Annotated in this window: 15 protein-coding genes; 7 read left to right on the top strand and 8 right to left on the bottom strand. The window is 55.1% G+C overall.

The genetic code is table 11. The features are described 5' to 3' along the window. The first annotated feature begins 2 nt into the window (after positions 1-2). Positions 3-680 carry a haloacid dehalogenase type II gene (locus CPH65_RS15080; RefSeq protein ID WP_244574418.1) on the top strand — a complete coding sequence of 226 codons (678 nt, stop codon included), beginning with the start codon at positions 3-5 and terminating at the stop codon, positions 678-680. Here the strand turns inward: CPH65_RS15080 and CPH65_RS15075 are convergent. The 5 genes from CPH65_RS15075 to CPH65_RS15055 form a co-directional block, all read right to left on the bottom strand. Continuing rightward, a complete protein-coding gene (locus CPH65_RS15075) occupies positions 677-1183 on the bottom strand; it encodes a hypothetical protein (protein ID WP_096174580.1) in 507 nt (168 codons plus the stop codon). The two genes, CPH65_RS15080 and CPH65_RS15075, sit on opposite strands and share 4 nt — an antisense overlap. Next, on the bottom strand, positions 1183-1770 hold the full coding sequence (locus CPH65_RS15070) for a TIGR00730 family Rossman fold protein (RefSeq protein ID WP_096174578.1): 588 nt from the start codon (positions 1768-1770) through the stop codon (positions 1183-1185). The genes CPH65_RS15075 and CPH65_RS15070 overlap by 1 nt, the downstream gene beginning before the upstream one ends. Positions 1771-1878: 108 nt before the next feature. After that, positions 1879-2199, bottom strand: coding sequence for a heavy metal-binding domain-containing protein (locus CPH65_RS15065; RefSeq protein ID WP_096174575.1), 321 nt, complete (start codon positions 2197-2199; stop codon positions 1879-1881). Between the two features lie 134 nt (positions 2200-2333). After that, complete coding sequence (gene scpA / locus CPH65_RS15060; RefSeq protein WP_096174573.1) at positions 2334-4493, bottom strand: methylmalonyl-CoA mutase; 2160 nt, start codon at positions 4491-4493, stop codon at positions 2334-2336. Positions 4494-4505: 12 nt separating this feature from the next. Then, complete coding sequence (locus CPH65_RS15055; protein ID WP_096174570.1) at positions 4506-6362, bottom strand: methylmalonyl-CoA mutase subunit beta; 1857 nt, start codon at positions 6360-6362, stop codon at positions 4506-4508. A gap of 866 nt (positions 6363-7228) precedes the next feature. On the opposite strand from CPH65_RS15055, the gene CPH65_RS15050 reads away from it, so the two are divergent. Continuing rightward, a complete protein-coding gene (locus tag CPH65_RS15050; protein WP_096174567.1) occupies positions 7229-7966 on the top strand; it encodes a helix-turn-helix transcriptional regulator in 738 nt (245 codons plus the stop codon). 128 nt (positions 7967-8094) lie between these two features. Here CPH65_RS15050 and tnpA read toward each other — a convergent pair whose 3' ends face one another. The 3 genes from tnpA to CPH65_RS15035 form a co-directional block, all read right to left on the bottom strand. Next, positions 8095-8529 (bottom strand): IS200/IS605 family transposase, encoded by a 435-nt coding sequence (gene tnpA, locus CPH65_RS15045; protein WP_096175682.1) that lies wholly within the window; start codon positions 8527-8529, stop codon positions 8095-8097. 184 nt (positions 8530-8713) lie between these two features. Further along, the gene (locus tag CPH65_RS15040; protein ID WP_096174565.1) at positions 8714-9124 is read right to left on the bottom strand and encodes a DUF4332 domain-containing protein; all 411 of its coding nucleotides are present in this window, start codon (positions 9122-9124) and stop codon (positions 8714-8716) included. 125 nt (positions 9125-9249) lie between these two features. Next, on the bottom strand, positions 9250-9636 hold the full coding sequence (locus CPH65_RS15035; protein WP_096174563.1) for a hypothetical protein: 387 nt from the start codon (positions 9634-9636) through the stop codon (positions 9250-9252). Between the two features lie 315 nt (positions 9637-9951). Here CPH65_RS15035 and CPH65_RS15030 point away from each other — a divergent pair, with 315 nt between their 5' ends. From CPH65_RS15030 to CPH65_RS15010, 5 genes are all read left to right on the top strand, one after another. Then, positions 9952-11541 (top strand): helicase HerA-like C-terminal domain-containing protein, encoded by a 1590-nt coding sequence (locus CPH65_RS15030; protein WP_096174560.1) that lies wholly within the window; start codon positions 9952-9954, stop codon positions 11539-11541. A 220-nt stretch (positions 11542-11761) separates the two neighbouring features. Next, entirely contained in the window at positions 11762-12616 is an 855-nt protein-coding gene (locus tag CPH65_RS15025; RefSeq protein ID WP_157747720.1) for a hypothetical protein, read from the top strand. A 135-nt stretch (positions 12617-12751) separates the two neighbouring features. Further along, positions 12752-14140: a M20/M25/M40 family metallo-hydrolase gene (locus CPH65_RS15020; RefSeq protein ID WP_096176436.1), complete on the top strand. Its 1389-nt coding sequence runs from the start codon at positions 12752-12754 to the stop codon at positions 14138-14140. A 379-nt stretch (positions 14141-14519) separates the two neighbouring features. Next, positions 14520-15122 carry a DUF1131 family protein gene (locus tag CPH65_RS15015; RefSeq protein ID WP_197703857.1) on the top strand — a complete coding sequence of 201 codons (603 nt, stop codon included), beginning with the start codon at positions 14520-14522 and terminating at the stop codon, positions 15120-15122. Between the two features lie 107 nt (positions 15123-15229). Next, complete coding sequence (locus CPH65_RS15010; protein ID WP_157747719.1) at positions 15230-17092, top strand: hypothetical protein; 1863 nt, start codon at positions 15230-15232, stop codon at positions 17090-17092. Positions 17093-17201 lie beyond the last annotated feature (109 nt).

Below are 17201 nucleotides of genomic sequence, written 5' to 3'. Positions count from 1 at the left end.
CCATGGCACCGACGATGACGACCCCAAGCACGGTGTATGTCTTTGATGCATACGGCACGTTGTTTGATGTTCATGCCGCTGTGCGTCTGCATGCCGGGCACCTTGGCCCCGATGCTGCCCGGCTATCCGGGATATGGCGCGCCAAACAGCTGGAATACAGCTGGACTCGGTCCCTGATGCATCAGTATCTGGATTTCTGGACCCTCACCGAACAGGCTCTCGACTTTGCGTTCGAAAAGATGCCCCATGTGGATCGTGCGATACGCCCTGATCTGCTTGATGCCTATCGCACCTTGTCCGTTTATCAGGAGGTCAGACCGGTTCTGGAAGGGCTGAAAGGACGGGGTATGCAACTGGCAATTCTGTCAAACGGGTCGCCAGCGATGCTGAATGCGGCGGTCGCGGGAAATGGTCTTGAGGGTTTGTTTGACGAGATCCTGTCTGTCGATCCGCTCCGCACCTACAAGACAAGCAAGGAAGCCTATGATCTGGTCACGACGACCTTTCGCTGTTTTCCCGACACGGTCTCGTTTCAGTCATCGAACCGATGGGATATTGCGGGTGCCGCAGCCTATGGTTTCAGGGCAACATGGATCAACAGGGACGGAGTACCAGATGAATATCGAGATCTGGCACCAATGGCGCAATTCAAGGATCTCAAGGGCTTGCTGACCTACTAAAGCGCCTTGCCCAGCACCCAGTGTTCCCGATCGTCTTTTGTGAATGGCTCGATCTCGCTGTATCCGAGCGCCTTGTAGTGCTTTGCATCGCTCGACTGCACAAAGATCTGCGAATATCCCATCTCGTCGGCCAGTTCTTCGACCTCGGCGCAAAGATCATCAATCAGCGAACCGTGATCGATGGCCGGATCCACGAGAGGGGCTGCCAGCCATGGTCCCAGATCTTCAAATGCTTCCATTTCCGACTTGACCAAGACCGCAATCGCCACGATCTGCCCGGTACGAAACCCGGACGAAATCAGCCCCACCACGGCATCTTCCTCTTCGCCATCAAGAGCCAGCTTCCGGAATGCCGCCTTGCGCATATCCATCGCGGCTTTCTCATCCCTTTCCCCTGCCCCGTCACCAATAGACAGGGCGGCGTGGAAGTGGGCGCAGTCAGGCACCAGATCTGGCACATCGGAGAGGCGAACAAACTCAATATCGGGGATAGAATTGGCCATCAGGTCTGGCTCTCTCGTTTGATCCATTTGGGAATATCACCCGGCGGTGTGTAACCCTCCATGCGATCCAGCACGCTTTTGGCATCATGATCGATGATCAGCATATCGCGATGAGGCTGCTTGACGAACTGCTCCTCAGCGGTCTTGTCAAGAAAGCGCACGAGATCATCGTAATAGCCATTTACATTGAGCAGCGCTGACGGCTTGTCGTGCCAGCCGAGCATTGCCCAGGTCCAAACCTCGAACAGCTCGTCCATTGTGCCTATGCCTCCGGGCAAAGAGACGAACCCGTCGGACAGCTCGACCATGCGCGCCTTGCGCTCATGCATACTGTCAACAAGGATCAACTCGGAGAGACCCGCATGATCGATTTCCTTGCGCTTGAGAGCATTTGGCAGAATGCCAATCACCTCCCCGCCTGCACTCAGTGCGGCATCGGCGCAGATGCCCATCAGGCCAACGGAAGAGCCGCCGTAAACGAGCTTGTAGCCCCTTTGAGCTATCTCTCTGGACAGGGCAACTGCAGCAACCTCAAATTCCTTGCTGCGTCCCCAACTGGAGCCGCAGAAAACACAGATGCTTTTCATGGTTATCTCTCCATCTGTCGTCAATTGGATCTGCCGTTTTCGCTCGCCAACAGGCTTAACGAGCTTGCCGTTTGACGGGGTATGAACTGGGTCACTATCGCCGATTCGTTACCCGATGACGACAGCCGTACCGGATGCTGCAACCATAAGCATAGATCCACGCTCGCCTACGGTTTCGTAATCGACATCGACGCCGATGATTGCATTTGCGCCAATGCGCTGGGCATAGTCCGTCATTTCCTGAACAGCAATATCGCGGGCCCGCTGTAGCTCGGATTCATAAGACCCGGAACGCCCACCAACGATATCGCGAATTCCGGCAAAGAAGTCTTTGAAAACATTGGCACCCAGAATCGCCTCTCCATTCACCATGCCCTTGTATTCGCGAATGGTGTAGCCTTGAAGTGAATCCGTCGTCGTGATGAGCATGGCCTTTTCCTCAGTTTAGTGAATGTATAGAGCCTCTTAAACATGGCCATTGGCCGAACCGGATCAAGGTGCCATTGGAACAAAAAAGCCGCCCAATTGGGCGGCTTTCTTAATGTATAGATTGCGACAGCTGCTTATTCAGCGGCTTCCTGGCTGTAGCCAAGGCGTTTGTTGAGCTGATGGATCAGGTCAACAGCTGCCTCGGGAATCACGGTTCCCGGAGGATAGATCGCGGAAGCACCGGCTTTGTAGAGCGCATCATAATCCTGCGGCGGGATAACACCACCGGCCACGATCATGATGTCGCCACGGCCTTCCTGTTCCAGAGCAGCCTTCAGCGCTGGAACGAGGGTCAAGTGACCCGCAGCCAGCGAAGAGGCAGCAACGGCGTGCACGTCGTTTTCAACGGCCTGACGCGCTGATTCTTCAGGGGTCTGGAAGAGCGGTCCGATGTCGACATCGAAACCAAGGTCAGCAAAGCCCGATGCGATCACTTTCTGACCGCGGTCGTGACCATCCTGGCCCATCTTGGCGATGAGGATACGAGGACGACGGCCATCATTGGCCTCGAACTCTTCAACCAGCTTTTGCACTTTCTGAACTGCGTCGGACATGGCTCCAACCTCCTTGCGATAAACGCCGGAAATGGACTTGATCTCGGCGCGGTGACGCCCGAAGACTTTCTCCAGAGCTTCACTGATTTCGCCAACAGTTGCCTTGACGCGAGCAGCTTTCACCGACAGGTCAAGCAGATTGCCATCACCAGCTTTCGCAGCGTTGGTCAGAGCTTCCAGAGCGGCGTCGACATCAGCCTGACTGCGCTCTTCGCGCAGGCGTTTCAGTTTGTCGAGCTGCTGGTGACGCACTGCGGTGTTGTCCACCTGAAGCACTTCGATGTCTTCGGCGTGGGTTGGCTTGTATTTGTTGACGCCAACCACGGTCTGGGATCCACCATCGATGCGAGCCTGTGTCTTGGCGGCTGCTTCCTCGATGCGCAGTTTTGGAATACCGGCTTCGATGGCTTTTGCCATGCCGCCCAGTTCCTCGACTTCCTTGATGTGGGCCAGAACCTTGTTGGCCAACTCTTCAGTGAGCTTTTCAACATAGTGCGAACCACCCCAAGGATCGACAACTTTGGTCGTGCCGCTTTCCTGCTGCAGGAACAGCTGGGTGTTACGAGCAATACGCGCCGAGAAGTCGGTCGGCAGAGCCAGCGCTTCGTCGAGTGCGTTGGTGTGCAGCGACTGGGTGTGCCCTTGCGTTGCGCCCATGGCCTCGATTGCGGTACGGCCCACGTTGTTGAAGACATCCTGTGCGGTCAGGGACCAACCGGACGTCTGCGAGTGGGTACGCAGCGAGTAGGATTTGGGGTTTTTCGGATTGAACTTTTCCTTGACCAGTTTGGCCCAGACCAGACGGGCTGCGCGCATCTTGGCCACTTCCATGAAGAAGTTCATGCCGATTGACCAGAAGAAGCTGAGGCGAGGAGCAAAGGCATCCACGTCCAGACCCGTATCGACACCGGCTTTGATATATTCAAGGCCGTCGGCGATGGTGTAGGCCAGCTCGAGGTCAGCGGTCGCCCCGGCTTCCTGCATGTGATAGCCGGAAATCGAGATCGAGTTGAATTTCGGCATATTCTGCGAGGTATAAGCAAAAATGTCCGAAATGATCCGCATGGAAGGAAGCGGCGGGTAGATGTAGGTGTTGCGGACCATGAACTCTTTCAGAATATCGTTCTGAATGGTACCGGCCAGCTTATCCTGCGAGACGCCCTGCTCTTCTGCAGCGGTGATGTAGAGCGCCATGATGGGCAGCACAGCGCCGTTCATGGTCATGGACACGGACATCTTGTCGAGGGGGATACCGTCGAACAGGGTGCGCATGTCGTAGATGCTATCGATCGCCACACCGGCCATGCCGACGTCGCCCGGCACTCGAGGGTGATCGGAATCATACCCGCGGTGGGTGGCAAGGTCGAATGCGATCGACAGGCCCTTCTGACCGGCAGCAAGGTTGCGGCGGTAGAAGGCGTTGGAATCTTCAGCGGTCGAGAAGCCGGCATACTGACGGATCGTCCAGGGACGCTGGGTGTACATGGTCGGATAAGGACCACGCATGTAGGGTGCCAGTCCCGGCCAGGTGTTCAGGAAGTCAAGAGAAGCGATGTCGCTCTCTTTGTACACGTCCTTCACATCGATGCCTTCTGGCGTGTGCCAGATGGCATCAGACCCTTTGGCAGCGGGCCCTGCGGCCTTGAATGCAATCTCGGCAAAGTTTGGGATCTTACTCATTCTTCCTGTTCCTCAGCCTTGCGCCAGAGGGGCAATGCCCAGCTCGGCGTGAATCTTGGTAAGCTCAGCGAGAACGTCGCAGCCTTCAAATGCGAAAGCGTCAACACCGGCAGCGCTCAGAGCGTCCATGAGGTCTTTGGGACGTCCGGCAATATATACCATTTTCGCCCCTGCGTCTTTCAGTGCCTTGGCAAAGGCGGCGCCATTCTCTTCGTAAAGACCATCGGGACCGACAATCGCCACGATCTGTGAACCCGACGCCTTGAAATCGGCAACAGCGGCTTCAGCCTCTGTATACCCTTTATCAGACAGGGATTTGATGCCACCGGCCTCGAAGAAGTTTTTCGTCCAGGTCGCCCGTGCCGTGAAGTCGGCAATGCGACCGAGGTTCGCGAAGAACACAGTCGGCTGGCCAGCAGCCTTGGCGGCAAAGCGCAGGGCTTCGTACGCCTCGGACGTGCGAACGACTTTCAGCGGCGTGCAGCTTTCACCCTCACCAAGCTCGGGAGCGGGAAGCGGAGCAACATCGAGCACTTCGGCTTGGCCTTCGTCGATGTTCGGGAACGCAGATGCGCCAGTCAGTGCGTTTTTGCGTTTGGCAACCAAAGCAGAGCGGGTGGCGTTTGATTTCGCGATGGCATCAAGGACCAGATTGCCTTTCAGCGCTTCGACAATACCGCCAGCCTTTTCGATCTCCTGGAAGAAGCCCCAGGCGATCTCGCCTTCCTGATCGGTCAGAGATTCGACAAAGCCGGAACCGGCTGCCGGGTCGGTGACGCGATAAAGGTTCGATTCCTCGATCAACATGGTCTGCAGGTTGCGGGAAATGCGGCGCGTCAGAGGCGTCGGCAGACCAAGCGCCAGCGTATAAGGCAGGACGCAGAGGCTGTCAGCCCCGCCAACACCAGCAGCAAAGGTCGCCGTGGTGGTGCGCAGCATGTTCACGGCTGGGTCCAGCTTGGTCATCATGGCCCAAGAGGTTTCGGCGTGAATTTTCAATGGCGTGAAGTCCACTCCGGCAGCGCTCAGCAGGTTGGCCCACAGGATGCGCATTGCGCGCAACTTACAAAGAGAGCTGAACTGGTTGGCTTCAACAGAAAGCGTCACGTCAATTGCAGAGAGCGCCTCGGACGCCTCGAAACCGGCATCCTCAAGGACGCGCCAGTAGGCAACGATGGTTGCGATAACCGCACCCAGTTCCTGAGCTTCGGTTGCGCCAGCATCGTGATAGGGACGGCCATCAGCGGTGACGAACGGTCCCTTGAAGCCTTTGGCTTTCAGATCCTTGATGGTTTCAACCATGGTAGCCGCACGGCCAGCCCAGTCAGGGGCAATCGTACCGGTCGAAGCAAAGGCTCCAATCGGATCAAGACCGAATGCAACGTCGAGCGTGGAAGCATCGAGGCCCTTGTCGGCAACATAGTCGGCAAAGGCAGTCGCGGCAGCCCGGCCGGTCACACTACCCTCAAGGCGTACTGCGATCAGATCGAGCAGCACTTCGTCGAGAACCTTGGCTAGCGTTTCCTTATCGGCCTTGATGCCGAACCCACGGGCGCTCGCACAACCCGCGAACGGAATGCAGAGCATGTTCGCGCCATTGGCCAGATCAGTCAAAGCCTGTTCGTTGGCTTTCTCAGCATCCGGATGATCAACGCGCTGGCAAATCGCCCATGGGGTATCTTCGGGCCGCATCGCCAGAGGCGCCTTGCCTGTTGCGCGTTCATAGATAGGATTGATCTCAGTCCCATCAATCATCTTGGTTGAAATACGGGAGAGAGGCTGTCCCTTGAGGGCTTTTTCGACTACTTCGACCCAATCGTCATGGGAGTAGTCGGGAAAGGTCTCGGAAATCCTCAGAGCTTCGCTCATCTTGTTCGCTCCAAATTGTTAAGGAGGTAAGGGGCGCGGGGGTCCCTCGAATCCTCCCTTCTGACTTTAATCCAGTTTCCCAAGCGCTTGCCTGCCCTCTTGCGGGTCGAGGCTTCGCTCTCCTTGAAATATCTTGCGGATGGCCGCGATCTTATCCACTTTCGTCCTAGGTGCTTTGTCCTAGCGCAAGCGATTGTCGAAAAAATGTCATTTGCGCCAAGAGTGTTCAGCTTGTGCAAAATTCGGCAAAAAGGGAGGAGACTCCACCGAGCCGGGATACTCATATTATGTTAAAAGCCAGCCCCACTGCATGCAAGCTCTCCCAATGGTGCTGTTTATGACCTCTCCTTGCGTAATCTCTCCACATTGCCATGGCTCTTCCCGATAAAGACGGGTTGCGATTCGGAAAAAGCTCGGGTCAACAGACAAATACTTATGCGAGTATATATTTCATACAATACAATAGATTGCACAAATACTGTGCGAGCACAGTTATAAAACGCGCGATTCGTATTAAGCCATCCCGGCGCAGATCAAGTTGCAGATTGACTATTGTCAGATCTTTTCAGCGCGAATTTTGACAAGTGTCCAACTTCATGCACAGGCTATCGGCATTTTTATCAATATAGTTGAGCCAATAATTCAGGTATTTACAGTCATAAATCCGATTTTGTCGCGCTTGCCCACTATTTGAGGTTGCTCCTTGTTACACAATTAGTGCAATCTTTCGGGGGCAAGAATGGGGTGTGCGACAAGATATTGGTATCGTAAGACCGGTCCTGAATCTGCCGTTGCATATAGTAAATCACGCCGCAAAACCTTTTGCGGCAGACCTAATTGTAACCCAACAACCGCAGATCAGATAGATGAACGATACACTATGGGACCATCCCAATAACGTTTCCTACATCAACCGTCTGGACACGAGCCCCCAATCATTGTTTGAAACCTATTTTCCGCGTTTCCAAGCAATTGGTGCGAACCATGTTCTGGCTGCGGGGGTGCCTCTTCCCGGACGCGACCTCGTCAAACTCGCCTTGTTCCAGAAATGGGGCGAAGAGGAAATCACGACCGGCCAGTTGGCGCAGATCAAGGGCGGCGATCCGCTCCTGCGTCAGATCGCGGTTCTCAAGGAGCCAACAATCTGGCGTCTTCAGGATACGAACAACCAATGGCTCGCTAACTCCAGTCTTATCTCTTTGCTCCGCCGCAGTGCGCAGCATCCGGATGAGTATCGCACGATCGCAGGTCTGCATATCCATGTGTTTGGCCATTTCCAGATCGCGCTTTGTCTGGCTGGTGCAGATATCGTAGCGACACGGCGTGAGTTGCTATCGATGGCGACGGAAATCCGCTTCGCCCTTGAAGATGCAGATGCCATCAAACCGATCCTGAACCGCCCAGGTGAACTGTCCGCACGCGAGCGCACGATTCTGGCTCTGACCGCAGAGGGAAGAACCGCCAGCGACATCGCGGCTCAGCTGGACATCTCCCAGCGGACCGTCCATGCTCACCTGCAGAATGCATCGGAAAAGATGCAGGCATCGAACAAGACCCAAACGGTTGTCGAAGCCTTGCGCTACGGCCAGATTGAACTTCTCTGACATCAAACCCGAGGGAGAACAGCCTGTTCGCGGCCCCTCGCCTGCTGATATTGCAAAGTCATGACCTCCCCCAGAGGGGGAGGTTTGAGACGCTTCGCTTGAACCACTAGAAGTGGTTTTGTTAGGTTTCAATAATTAGGCTTGAACATATCGGCATAGTCAGATGCCTTGTCCTGCTTCTCCTGATTACGGATATAGCGTCTGACGACCTCCTCTTGATAGCCCGTTGTTGAGACAAAGTATCCACGTGCCCAAAAGTGATATCCCTTGTAACGACGTTTCCGGGCATATTTGTTTGCCACGTAAAGCGCCGTTTTTCCTTTCAAGAACCCCACTATATGGGCCACAGAATATTTGGGTGGGATCGAGATCAACATATGAACATGGTCAGGCATCAGATGCCCTTCCTCAATATGGCATCCTTTCTGGGATGCCACTTTGCTAAATTGATCTCGCAACTCAAGCCGCAAGTCTCCGTAGAGACGTTTGGTGCGGTACTTGGACCCGAAGACCACGTGATATTTGCAGTCCCAAGTGCTGTGTGATAGGTGATTTTTGTCCATAAAAACCTCCTCGCTTGCTTTCTTAAAACCACGCCAATGGTTCAAGTGAGGAGGTCTCTTACTGAAAATGTAGAACCTGTCCAGTCCTCCACCGGAGGTGGAGGTTTATTTCAGATAGAAGAAAAAGCCAGCGCTTGCGCTGGCTTTGTGTTTTCTGGGCGCGACTGGCAGACGCCAACCACTGCTAGTAGGTCATCATAGGCGTGAGATCTTTGGCCTGCGCCACCCATTTTTCCACATTGCTCTGGGCAGGGACCTGACGAACGAGTTTCTTCTGGTCGTTGGCTTCCTTCATTGCCTTGGTGAGGTTTTCCGCATTGCGATTGCGCAATTCCTTGACGGTATCAACCCCGGCGGCTTCCAGCAGTTCGGAAAATTTCTCCCCCACACCCTTGATCCGCATCAGATCGGACATGTTGGCCCATTTCAGAATGCGCGCGTGTTCAATTCCGGTTTCTTCTTCCAGCGCCTTGCGACCCGCAGGATCCTTGGCTCTTGCCAGATATGCTTTGGTGTTGCTGATTCCCACTTTCTTGAGTTTCTCAGCATAGGACGGCCCAATACCTTCGATTTTCGAAATTGGATAAGATGACATCGTGTTCCTCCATGATGGTACCAACCGGTCAGGGAGCCAAGCGTCCTGACTTACACGTCTTGTTGGTTGAGCGTTAACAGAGTGTTACAAATCCGCATTGCCCGCAAGAGCCGCATTGATCAGATTTACAATATCTGATTGAGCGCAGGTACAGAGTTGATGACATCATCGACCGCCTGCTCGTCTGTATTCTCTTTGGCGACGTCGATCATTTCACGCGCAACCGTTTTGACCTCACCCATGCTGAGGCCAGCGCTAGTCAGTTCATTCAGAGCGGCCATTGCCGACCCCATGCCGCCCATTGAACCAAGCATGCCGCCCAAAAGACCACCACCGACATCGGCGGAAGACGTGTCGACCAGTTGGTTTGCTCCCAACGCATCAACGATCATCTGAACCTTGTCCTGCGGCCCTTCCTTGGCCAAAAAGTTGAGAATGATTTCTACGGCCTGTTTTGCGAGTTCTTCCGAGATTCCGGCTGCAGAAGCGATGCGTGCGATGATTTGATCCATTTGTGTCTCCCAATTCGATCTGTTGCGATCCGTGGCGTTTTTGCCATCCTTACGCTGGCGTAAACTTGCACAGCCAGCGAACCATGACAAGGCTCAGCTTGTTTGCTGAATGCATACTATTGGCTGAGTATTCTTCAAGTCGGTTGCAGCCTTTTGACAACGGTCGTAAAAATGATTCCGGATGATGGTGATCTGCCGGAGTATGCAGCAAGACGTAGCGCGGCGGGAATGAATGCAAACTGAACAGATCGACGAGGCTGTCATGCATTCGGGATCAAGTCGATAGATGCACACAACACGGGATACGGGGTCACCATGTTTAAGGACGGTGAAATTTATCTGGGCACTTCCTTTTTGAAGGATAGTGACGGTCAGGAAACCAGCCAGGGGGAATATCTCAATCTCAAGCGGGCCAATCGCCATGGCTTGATCACAGGGGCAACCGGCACCGGCAAGACCGTCTCCTTGCAGATTCTGACGGAAGGCTTTTCCAGTGCCGGAGTCCCGGTTTTCTGTGCGGACGTCAAAGGCGATCTTTCCGGCCTTGCCGCCAAAGGCGAACCCAAGGACTTTCTTGCCAAACGCGCCGAGCAGATCGGCTTTTCTGACGATTACAGCTTCGATTCTGTTCCGACCATCTTCTGGGATCTGTTCGGCGAGCAAGGGCATCCCGTCCGCACCACCATCACGGACATGGGGCCATTGTTGCTCGCCCGTCTTCTCGGTTTGAACGATACGCAAGAGGGCATTCTCAACATTGCCTTCAAGCTCGCCGATGATGAGGGCATGCTGCTGCTCGATCTGAAGGACCTCAGAGCGCTGCTGGTGAACATGGAAGAGCGGCGCAAGGAACTCTCGGCTGAATATGGCAACATCTCGACAGCCTCGATTGGCGCGATCCAGCGTGATCTTTTGGTTCTGGAACAACAGGGTGCGGAACAATTCTTTGGTGAGACGGCGCTCGATATTCTCGATCTGATGCGCACAACGCGTGACGGGCGCGGCGTGGTCTCGATTCTGGCCGCCGATAAGCTGATGCAGTCCCCTCGCCTCTATGCCACCTTTTTGCTCTGGCTGCTGTCCGAACTGTTCGAGGAATTGCCCGAAGTCGGCGACCTCGACCAACCGCGTCTTGTCTTCTTCTTTGATGAGGCGCACCTCTTGTTTGAAGATGCTCCCAAGGTGCTGGTCGACAAGGTAGAACAGGTGGTCAAATTGATCCGGTCCAAGGGGGTTGGCGTCTATTTTGTCACCCAGAACCCGCTTGATGTGCCCGATGGCGTCCTGTCCCAGCTTGGCAACAGAGTGCAGCATGCATTGCGCGCCTTCACGCCGCGCGACCAGAAGGCCGTAAAGGTGGCGGCGGATACCTTCCGACCCAATCCAGCGCTCGACACCCGGCAGGTGATCATGGAGATGGGAGTGGGTGAAGCGCTCGTCTCGACCCTGATGAAAAAGGGTGTGCCCTCGATTGTTCAAAGAACACTCATTCGCCCGCCAAGCTCGCGCATCGGCCCTCTGAGCGAGGCGGAACGGCGCGATGTGATTGCCAACAGCCCTGTGTTTGGGCTGTATGACAAGGTTGTTGACCGCGAAAGCGCCTACGAAGTGCTCAAAGAACAGGCCGAACAGAAGGCAAAACGCGAAGCTCAAGAGCGCAAGGAAGAAGATCGCCAACGCGAAGCACGTGGTCGCCCAAAGAAAAGCCGGACCGGTTTTACACTGCCAGATTTTGATCGTGACGACAGGCCAACACGAACGGCACGCAAGAAGGCCTCAAGACGCCGCTCCAATCGTCAGACAGTAGCGGAGACTGCAATGAAATCGATCGCCCGCTCTGTTGCCACCTCTTTGGGAAAAGCGCTTGTGCGCGGCATTCTGGGCAGCCTCAAAAGCGGTCGGTAGCATTCCGCTACGAATTTTTAACCCCAACGCGTTTGGAAAGTGAATATTTACCGATTACAAGGAATTCCAATCCACAATGGGCCAACCTTGCAAAAAGGTTGGTCCTTTTTAGTTCTGTTTGGCTAAAATAGGCCAGCAGTTGGGGGAAATAGGCCGAAATTAATCAGTGATTCGATCGATTTCAGCCAAAGTCTTGAGTGAGGCCATATTGTCGCGCCGCTTGAAACCGATCAAAGATCTATCCGTTCTCGTGCTTGCCCAGCGCAAACATGATCGCCAGTTGTGGGCGGAATTACTCAAGAACTGCGGCATCAATCACCCACTTTCCATGTCCGAAATCGAGCAGGCTTCGGCAACGGTGGGGTCCGGGCAGGTCGATGTTGTTTTCGTTGATGAAGCCTATGGTCCCAAGGGGATTGCCAGTGTGCTCATTCCGGCCCGCAATGTGGAATTTGCCGGAGGTCGGGGCATTTGTCTTGTTCTTTGCTCCAAACGGGCGACCACCCAAGACGTCATCAACGCGCGCAATCTCGGATTTGCGTCGCTGATTATTTTGCCTGCCTCCACCGATACGGTCCGCAAGCATCTGGAACTGGCTACCCGATACATTCCCAAGAGCGATGAAGAGTTGGGCTGGTCCGCTCCGAAAATCATGGCCAAGCGCGAGCAGGAAGCCCCTGCTCCGCCGGAGCCGAAAGATAGCCCCGAGGCCACGATGCCCCGCAAAGGCAACGCGACGTCGCGGGGTAGGCAATCAGGAACCAGCACAGCAGCGGCTGAGATATCGTCGCCCCCCTCTTCAGAGCCTGATAGCTCGGAGCTTGCCAAAGACCTCAAGGCCTGGGGCGATGATCTGGACAATGAGCGGCAGCCGCGACCAAATGGCGCCCCCCGCTCCAACAGCCAATCAGAGCCATCGTTGTCTGAAACCGCTCAAAGTGCAGCCAATGTCGGACAAAAGCCCCAGACACAAACCCGATCTCAAAGCGATGCCGATCATGAAGATGGTTTGGTGGCCGTAAAAATCACGGGCCGGTCGGGCAAAAGCGCTGAAGAGGAAATGGTGTATCTGTAAGGCACCGGCTCTTGGTTCCTATCCGGTTGGCGCGTGTGCAGAAGGCCTTTGGGCCTCTGGTCTGTGAGCTTGGAAGCTGATAGCCTTGCCCAAACCGACCACTGTCGCGTTCAATCTCCCCCGGAAGAGGACTCCATGACCCAGATTGATGATGTTCTGGCGCATATCGACGCCAATATTGATGCTTCCCTTGCCCGAATGGAAGCCCTTGTGCGGTTCAAATCCATTTCAACCGACGCTGCGTTCAAGGATGACTGCCGCAAGGCTGCAGAATGGCTCGCCGCGTCGCTGCAGGACATCGGTTTTGACGGTTCGGTTCGCGAAACCTCCGGCCATCCCATGGTTGTCGGACATGACGGGGATGAAGGCGAAAAACCGGGGCCAGATGTTCTCTTCTATGGCCACTATGACGTACAGCCGGTGGATCCGCTCGAACTTTGGAACAGCGATCCGTTTGGGCCTGCCATCATCGAAAAAGACGGCGTCAAGATGATGACCGGACGCGGCACATCCGACGACAAGGGCCAGCTGCTGACCTTTCTTGAGGCCTGCCGCGCCTATAAGGCCGTCAAAGGCAGCCTGCCGGTCAAAGTCTCGATCCTGCTTGAAGGCGAAGAAGAGAGCGGCTCGGGTAGCCTGTTGCCATTCCTTGAGGCCAACAAGTCAGAACTGTCCAAGGATCTGGCGCTCGTTTGCGATACCACCATGTTTGATCCCGAAACCCCGGCCATAACCACCATGCTGCGTGGTTTGGTGGGTGAAGAGATCACCATCACGGCGGCGGATCGTGACCTGCATTCCGGCTCCTACGGCGGACCGGCAGCCAACCCGATCCGGGTGCTGGCGCGCATTCTTGCCGATCTTCATGATGAGAACGGCCGTGTGCAGATCCCTGATTTTTATGACGGCGTCCCCGAGCTGTCCCCCGAGGTCAAGGCTCAATGGGATTCTCTGCCTTTTGATGGCGACGCCTTTTTGGGCAATGTCGGGCTATCGATTCCGACCGGGGAAACCGGCTATTCGATCTACGAACAGATCAGTGCCCGCCCGACCTGCGAGTTCAACGGCATTACCGGCGGGTATACCGGAGATGGCTTCAAAACAGTGATCGCATCCAAGGCATCCGCCAAGCTTTCCTGCCGCCTTGTAGGGCAGCAGGATCCCCATGCGATCCGCAAAAACCTGCGTGCGTTCATCAAGGCTCGTGTCCCGGCCGATTGTTCGGTTGATTTTGCCGAGCACGGGGCCAGCCCGGCTCACAGCCTGTCGCCCGACTTTGCTCCTCTCAAACAGGGGGCCAAGGCGCTTCAGGACGAATGGGGCAAGGCACCCATCCCGATGGGTATGGGTGGCTCAATTCCGATTGTTGGCGAGTTCAAAAGCATTTTGGAGATGGATTCCCTGCTGATTGGCTTCGGACTTGACGATGACAACATCCATTCGCCCAACGAGAAATATAACATCGAGAGCTATCACCGCGGCATTCGGTCCTGGGCGCGTGTTTTGGCAGCGCTTGCTGAATAGGCAGTGTGGAGCGGTTTGACGTGATGCGAAAAGAGCCGGCTAATTGTCGGCTCTAATCATTTCAAGAACGGGCCGTTGCTGGTGGATCGTCCTTCGAAGGCACACCGGAGGCTTTCTTGTGCTTGTCTGTTCCGACCGCGCTCAGCCAGAACCACAGGATCCAATCTGTGCCTTTTAAAAAAGGCTTTTCCCCATTTAGTCACGAACGACTACTTTTCCTTGCCGAGTGGAAATGATAACTTTTTAATCAAACAGGGGGATGCCAGGCAAAATTTGCGGTTGGGTGGCCCTGCTCATCGAATCTGATAAGGATTGATCTGGCGCATGTGACATCCATTCGCCAGTCGGTTGGTTTTGTTCTCAAATTCAGGAATTTCTATTGCGCGGATTATTCACTCAATGGCGTCTGTTTGTGTTGCGTCTTACTGCATTGGTCGCCGCGGCTTTTCTGCTCTCTAGCTGTAGCAGCCCGACAGGGCGTCTGGTCGGCCCCGGTGGGGCCCCTCCGCCGCAGGCGGTGCTGGTCATCTCGGATGCTGGTATTTCCAATTTGACACCAGAAACCCGCTACGGCCCCAAATCCATCGGCGAGGCGATGCCGGGTTTCGAAATCGAGACAATTCAAACCGCGGGCGAAACCGGGACGCAATGGACCTATGCGGCCTTTCTTGATGGCCTGCAGATCGCCCAGATATTCAAGGGTGAAAACGGCAAGATCGGGGTCGTGCACGGCGTTGGTGACGCCGTGGCGGGGCCGAACGGCGAGCGCCTCGGCATGACCTTTGCCCAATCAGGATTGTCACGCAGATCCTGCCGGGTGGGTACAAAATTGTGGCGCGGCATGGCGATTTGCGACGCCCGAAACTCCGAAAAGATCAAGCTGGTTTTCGCCATTGCGGAGTTTGATGGACCGTTCGACAGACTTGCCCCCTCTTCGGAGCTGGATCGAGCCACTCTGCAACGCATTCTCTGGGTGCCCTGATCTTCTCAAATCGAATCCCAGCTTCATTGTTTCGCCGCAAAGTCCGACAATTCTGTCCAGCCTCAAAACTTCCCTGAAAGACCAGAATCGTGACCAAGTCCGCAATCATGTCCCTTAAGACAAGCCATCGAAAGGCCTTGCGTCTTTTATCGGCTAGATCTGGAATTGGTGCTCTTTGGCTTTCGTCCGGTTTGCTGGCTGCGCCAGTTCTGGCACAGGATCCATATCTTCCTGTTCGTGTGGTTCCGGTGTTGCCCGGAGCTACCTTGCAAGTGAACACGCCGGTCTCAATTCTCGATCTGCCACCTATCGTGCGGGATGTTGAGCCGGGCTTTCGCGACCCTATCTTGTTCGATTATAGCCAGAATAATGAGGGCTTCACGATATTCTCGGCGCCGGGTTCCATGTTGTCGCCTATGTTCAATCCCGTTCCGACGATGGCCCAGACCACTCAATCGACAGACACTTCGGGCCAGAACACGGAAGAGCCAGTCGATACATTGAACAAGAGTATGCCGTCGGCTTTGACAACGCCCGTACTGCCCAATGTACCGTCCTCCCTGCCAGAAGGCGATGGCACGGCACCAACGGGCGAGACGGCTCCAGCAGTGCCGCCAGTTATGGATCCAATTACTGCACCGGCTGTCGATCAGGAAACAAAGCCCAGTGAGCCCGCAGCTCCGTCTGAAATTGGATCAGAAGCGCTCGACGCGCCTGACGCGTCTCCTTCTGCATCCAACCAAGCAGAAGACGATGCGCGGCCCCCTTCGAGCCACAGGCCAGTTCTGCGGCAGAGCCTCTCTGTGCTTTATACAGAACAGCGCCCTTTCCTTCTGTATGCGAGCGATGCATCGATCACCTATTTGATGCCCAATGCAATCGTTGGCAATCCGTCTCTTAGCCGTTATCTGCGCGACATCCTCGAGCAGCGAGCCCTGATCAGTTGGCAGGAAATGCGCACGGAACGCGCAGCCGAGGCCACAGAGGCGCAAACAGCGAACGCGCCTTCCGGAAAAGAAATTGAAGCCGTCGAGCGCCCTTCGCTCGTGATCACCGGCAGAGTCGAAGACCAGTTCGCTTCATCGAACTACATCTCGCTCTATCTTGAAGAACAGCGCAGTCTGGGGGACGTCGGCTTCCCCAAAACGCTTCTAAGCTTCAATTATGACCTCACAAGCCGGTCTGCGTTCGGACTTGCGGATCTATTCCGGAACGAGACTAACAACGCCCTGAATTCGGTTGCCCAGTTGCTGACCGCCTATATTCAGGCGGATATCGTGCGCCAGAAATCCATCAGGCTGGGAACACAAGTCACACCGCAGCAGGATTCTTGGCTGAGCAACATGCGCCCGGATCTTGACTTCCTGAGCACCTTCACGCTGGTCCCATCACGGCAAAACGGTCAAATTGCAGGACTGAAGTTCCATTTCAATCCCGGCCTTCTGGGTGCCGAGGCCGATGGTGCCTATGACGTCTATGTTCCTGCAGCGATCTTTGCCCCGTCTCTGGCCCCCCGGTTCGCCGACATGTTCGGGGGAGAGGCCATGATGGCCTCACGGCACTATGCCTCCGGTTTCTCGACAGCGAGTGTCAATCTGGCCGGATTGCGCTCCGATGCAGATATCGGTGGCGACATGGTGCTGGAAGGCGAGGTTCCGGCCAGTTGGTGCGATGGCTTCCATTTGTCTTTGACCGACAAAAATAGTGGACAGATCGTGGCTGAGGCCTTTGTCAACAAGCTCCCGGACGTCCCATCCTTTGGTCTGGCGGACAATATGCTGCGCTTTCGGGCGGAGCTATCAGCACCGGGCAATGGTGGAACCACCGGAGAGCTGGTGTTCGAGCCCTACAAAATCGAGGTGAAGAACGGACGCCTTCAGCCGCGATCAGGCAGTGTGTGCCGTAGTGATGAGGAAATCACTCCCCCCGACCCTGAGCAAGACACGGTTTCAGTTCCGGTGACCTACTGACTTACAAACCCTTACTTGCGATATTAACTAACGTCATGGAAGCCTTGTTGTGCATCTCCATTTGGGCAGGCAGACAAAATGTCCAGAATGGTTTAGACAAGGCCCATGA

This window comes from Cohaesibacter sp. ES.047, assembly GCF_900215505.1.
Classification (GTDB): domain Bacteria; phylum Pseudomonadota; class Alphaproteobacteria; order Rhizobiales; family Cohaesibacteraceae; genus Cohaesibacter.
Note: the sequence above shows the minus strand (reverse complement) of the source record. Positions and strands in the feature narration are given on the sequence as shown.

What these genes read in the sequence shown, in the direction of transcription:
- CPH65_RS15065 (WP_096174575.1), bottom strand. Translation starts at nt 2,199, where the DNA reads ATGCTCATCACGACGACGGATTCACTTCAAGGCTACACCATTCGCGAA.
- CPH65_RS15050 (WP_096174567.1), top strand. Translation starts at nt 7,229, where the DNA reads ATGAACGATACACTATGGGACCATCCCAATAACGTTTCCTACATCAAC.
- CPH65_RS15055 (WP_096174570.1), bottom strand. Translation starts at nt 6,362, where the DNA reads ATGAGCGAAGCTCTGAGGATTTCCGAGACCTTTCCCGACTACTCCCAT.
- CPH65_RS15070 (WP_096174578.1), bottom strand. Translation starts at nt 1,770, where the DNA reads ATGAAAAGCATCTGTGTTTTCTGCGGCTCCAGTTGGGGACGCAGCAAG.
- tnpA (WP_096175682.1), bottom strand. Translation starts at nt 8,529, where the DNA reads ATGGACAAAAATCACCTATCACACAGCACTTGGGACTGCAAATATCAC.
- CPH65_RS15035 (WP_096174563.1), bottom strand. Translation starts at nt 9,636, where the DNA reads ATGGATCAAATCATCGCACGCATCGCTTCTGCAGCCGGAATCTCGGAA.
- CPH65_RS15010 (WP_157747719.1), top strand. Translation starts at nt 15,230, where the DNA reads ATGTCCCTTAAGACAAGCCATCGAAAGGCCTTGCGTCTTTTATCGGCT.
- CPH65_RS15020 (WP_096176436.1), top strand. Translation starts at nt 12,752, where the DNA reads ATGACCCAGATTGATGATGTTCTGGCGCATATCGACGCCAATATTGAT.
- CPH65_RS15040 (WP_096174565.1), bottom strand. Translation starts at nt 9,124, where the DNA reads ATGTCATCTTATCCAATTTCGAAAATCGAAGGTATTGGGCCGTCCTAT.
- scpA (WP_096174573.1), bottom strand. Translation starts at nt 4,493, where the DNA reads ATGAGTAAGATCCCAAACTTTGCCGAGATTGCATTCAAGGCCGCAGGG.
- CPH65_RS15075 (WP_096174580.1), bottom strand. Translation starts at nt 1,183, where the DNA reads ATGGCCAATTCTATCCCCGATATTGAGTTTGTTCGCCTCTCCGATGTG.
- CPH65_RS15080 (WP_244574418.1), top strand. Translation starts at nt 3, where the DNA reads ATGGCACCGACGATGACGACCCCAAGCACGGTGTATGTCTTTGATGCA.
- CPH65_RS15030 (WP_096174560.1), top strand. Translation starts at nt 9,952, where the DNA reads ATGTTTAAGGACGGTGAAATTTATCTGGGCACTTCCTTTTTGAAGGAT.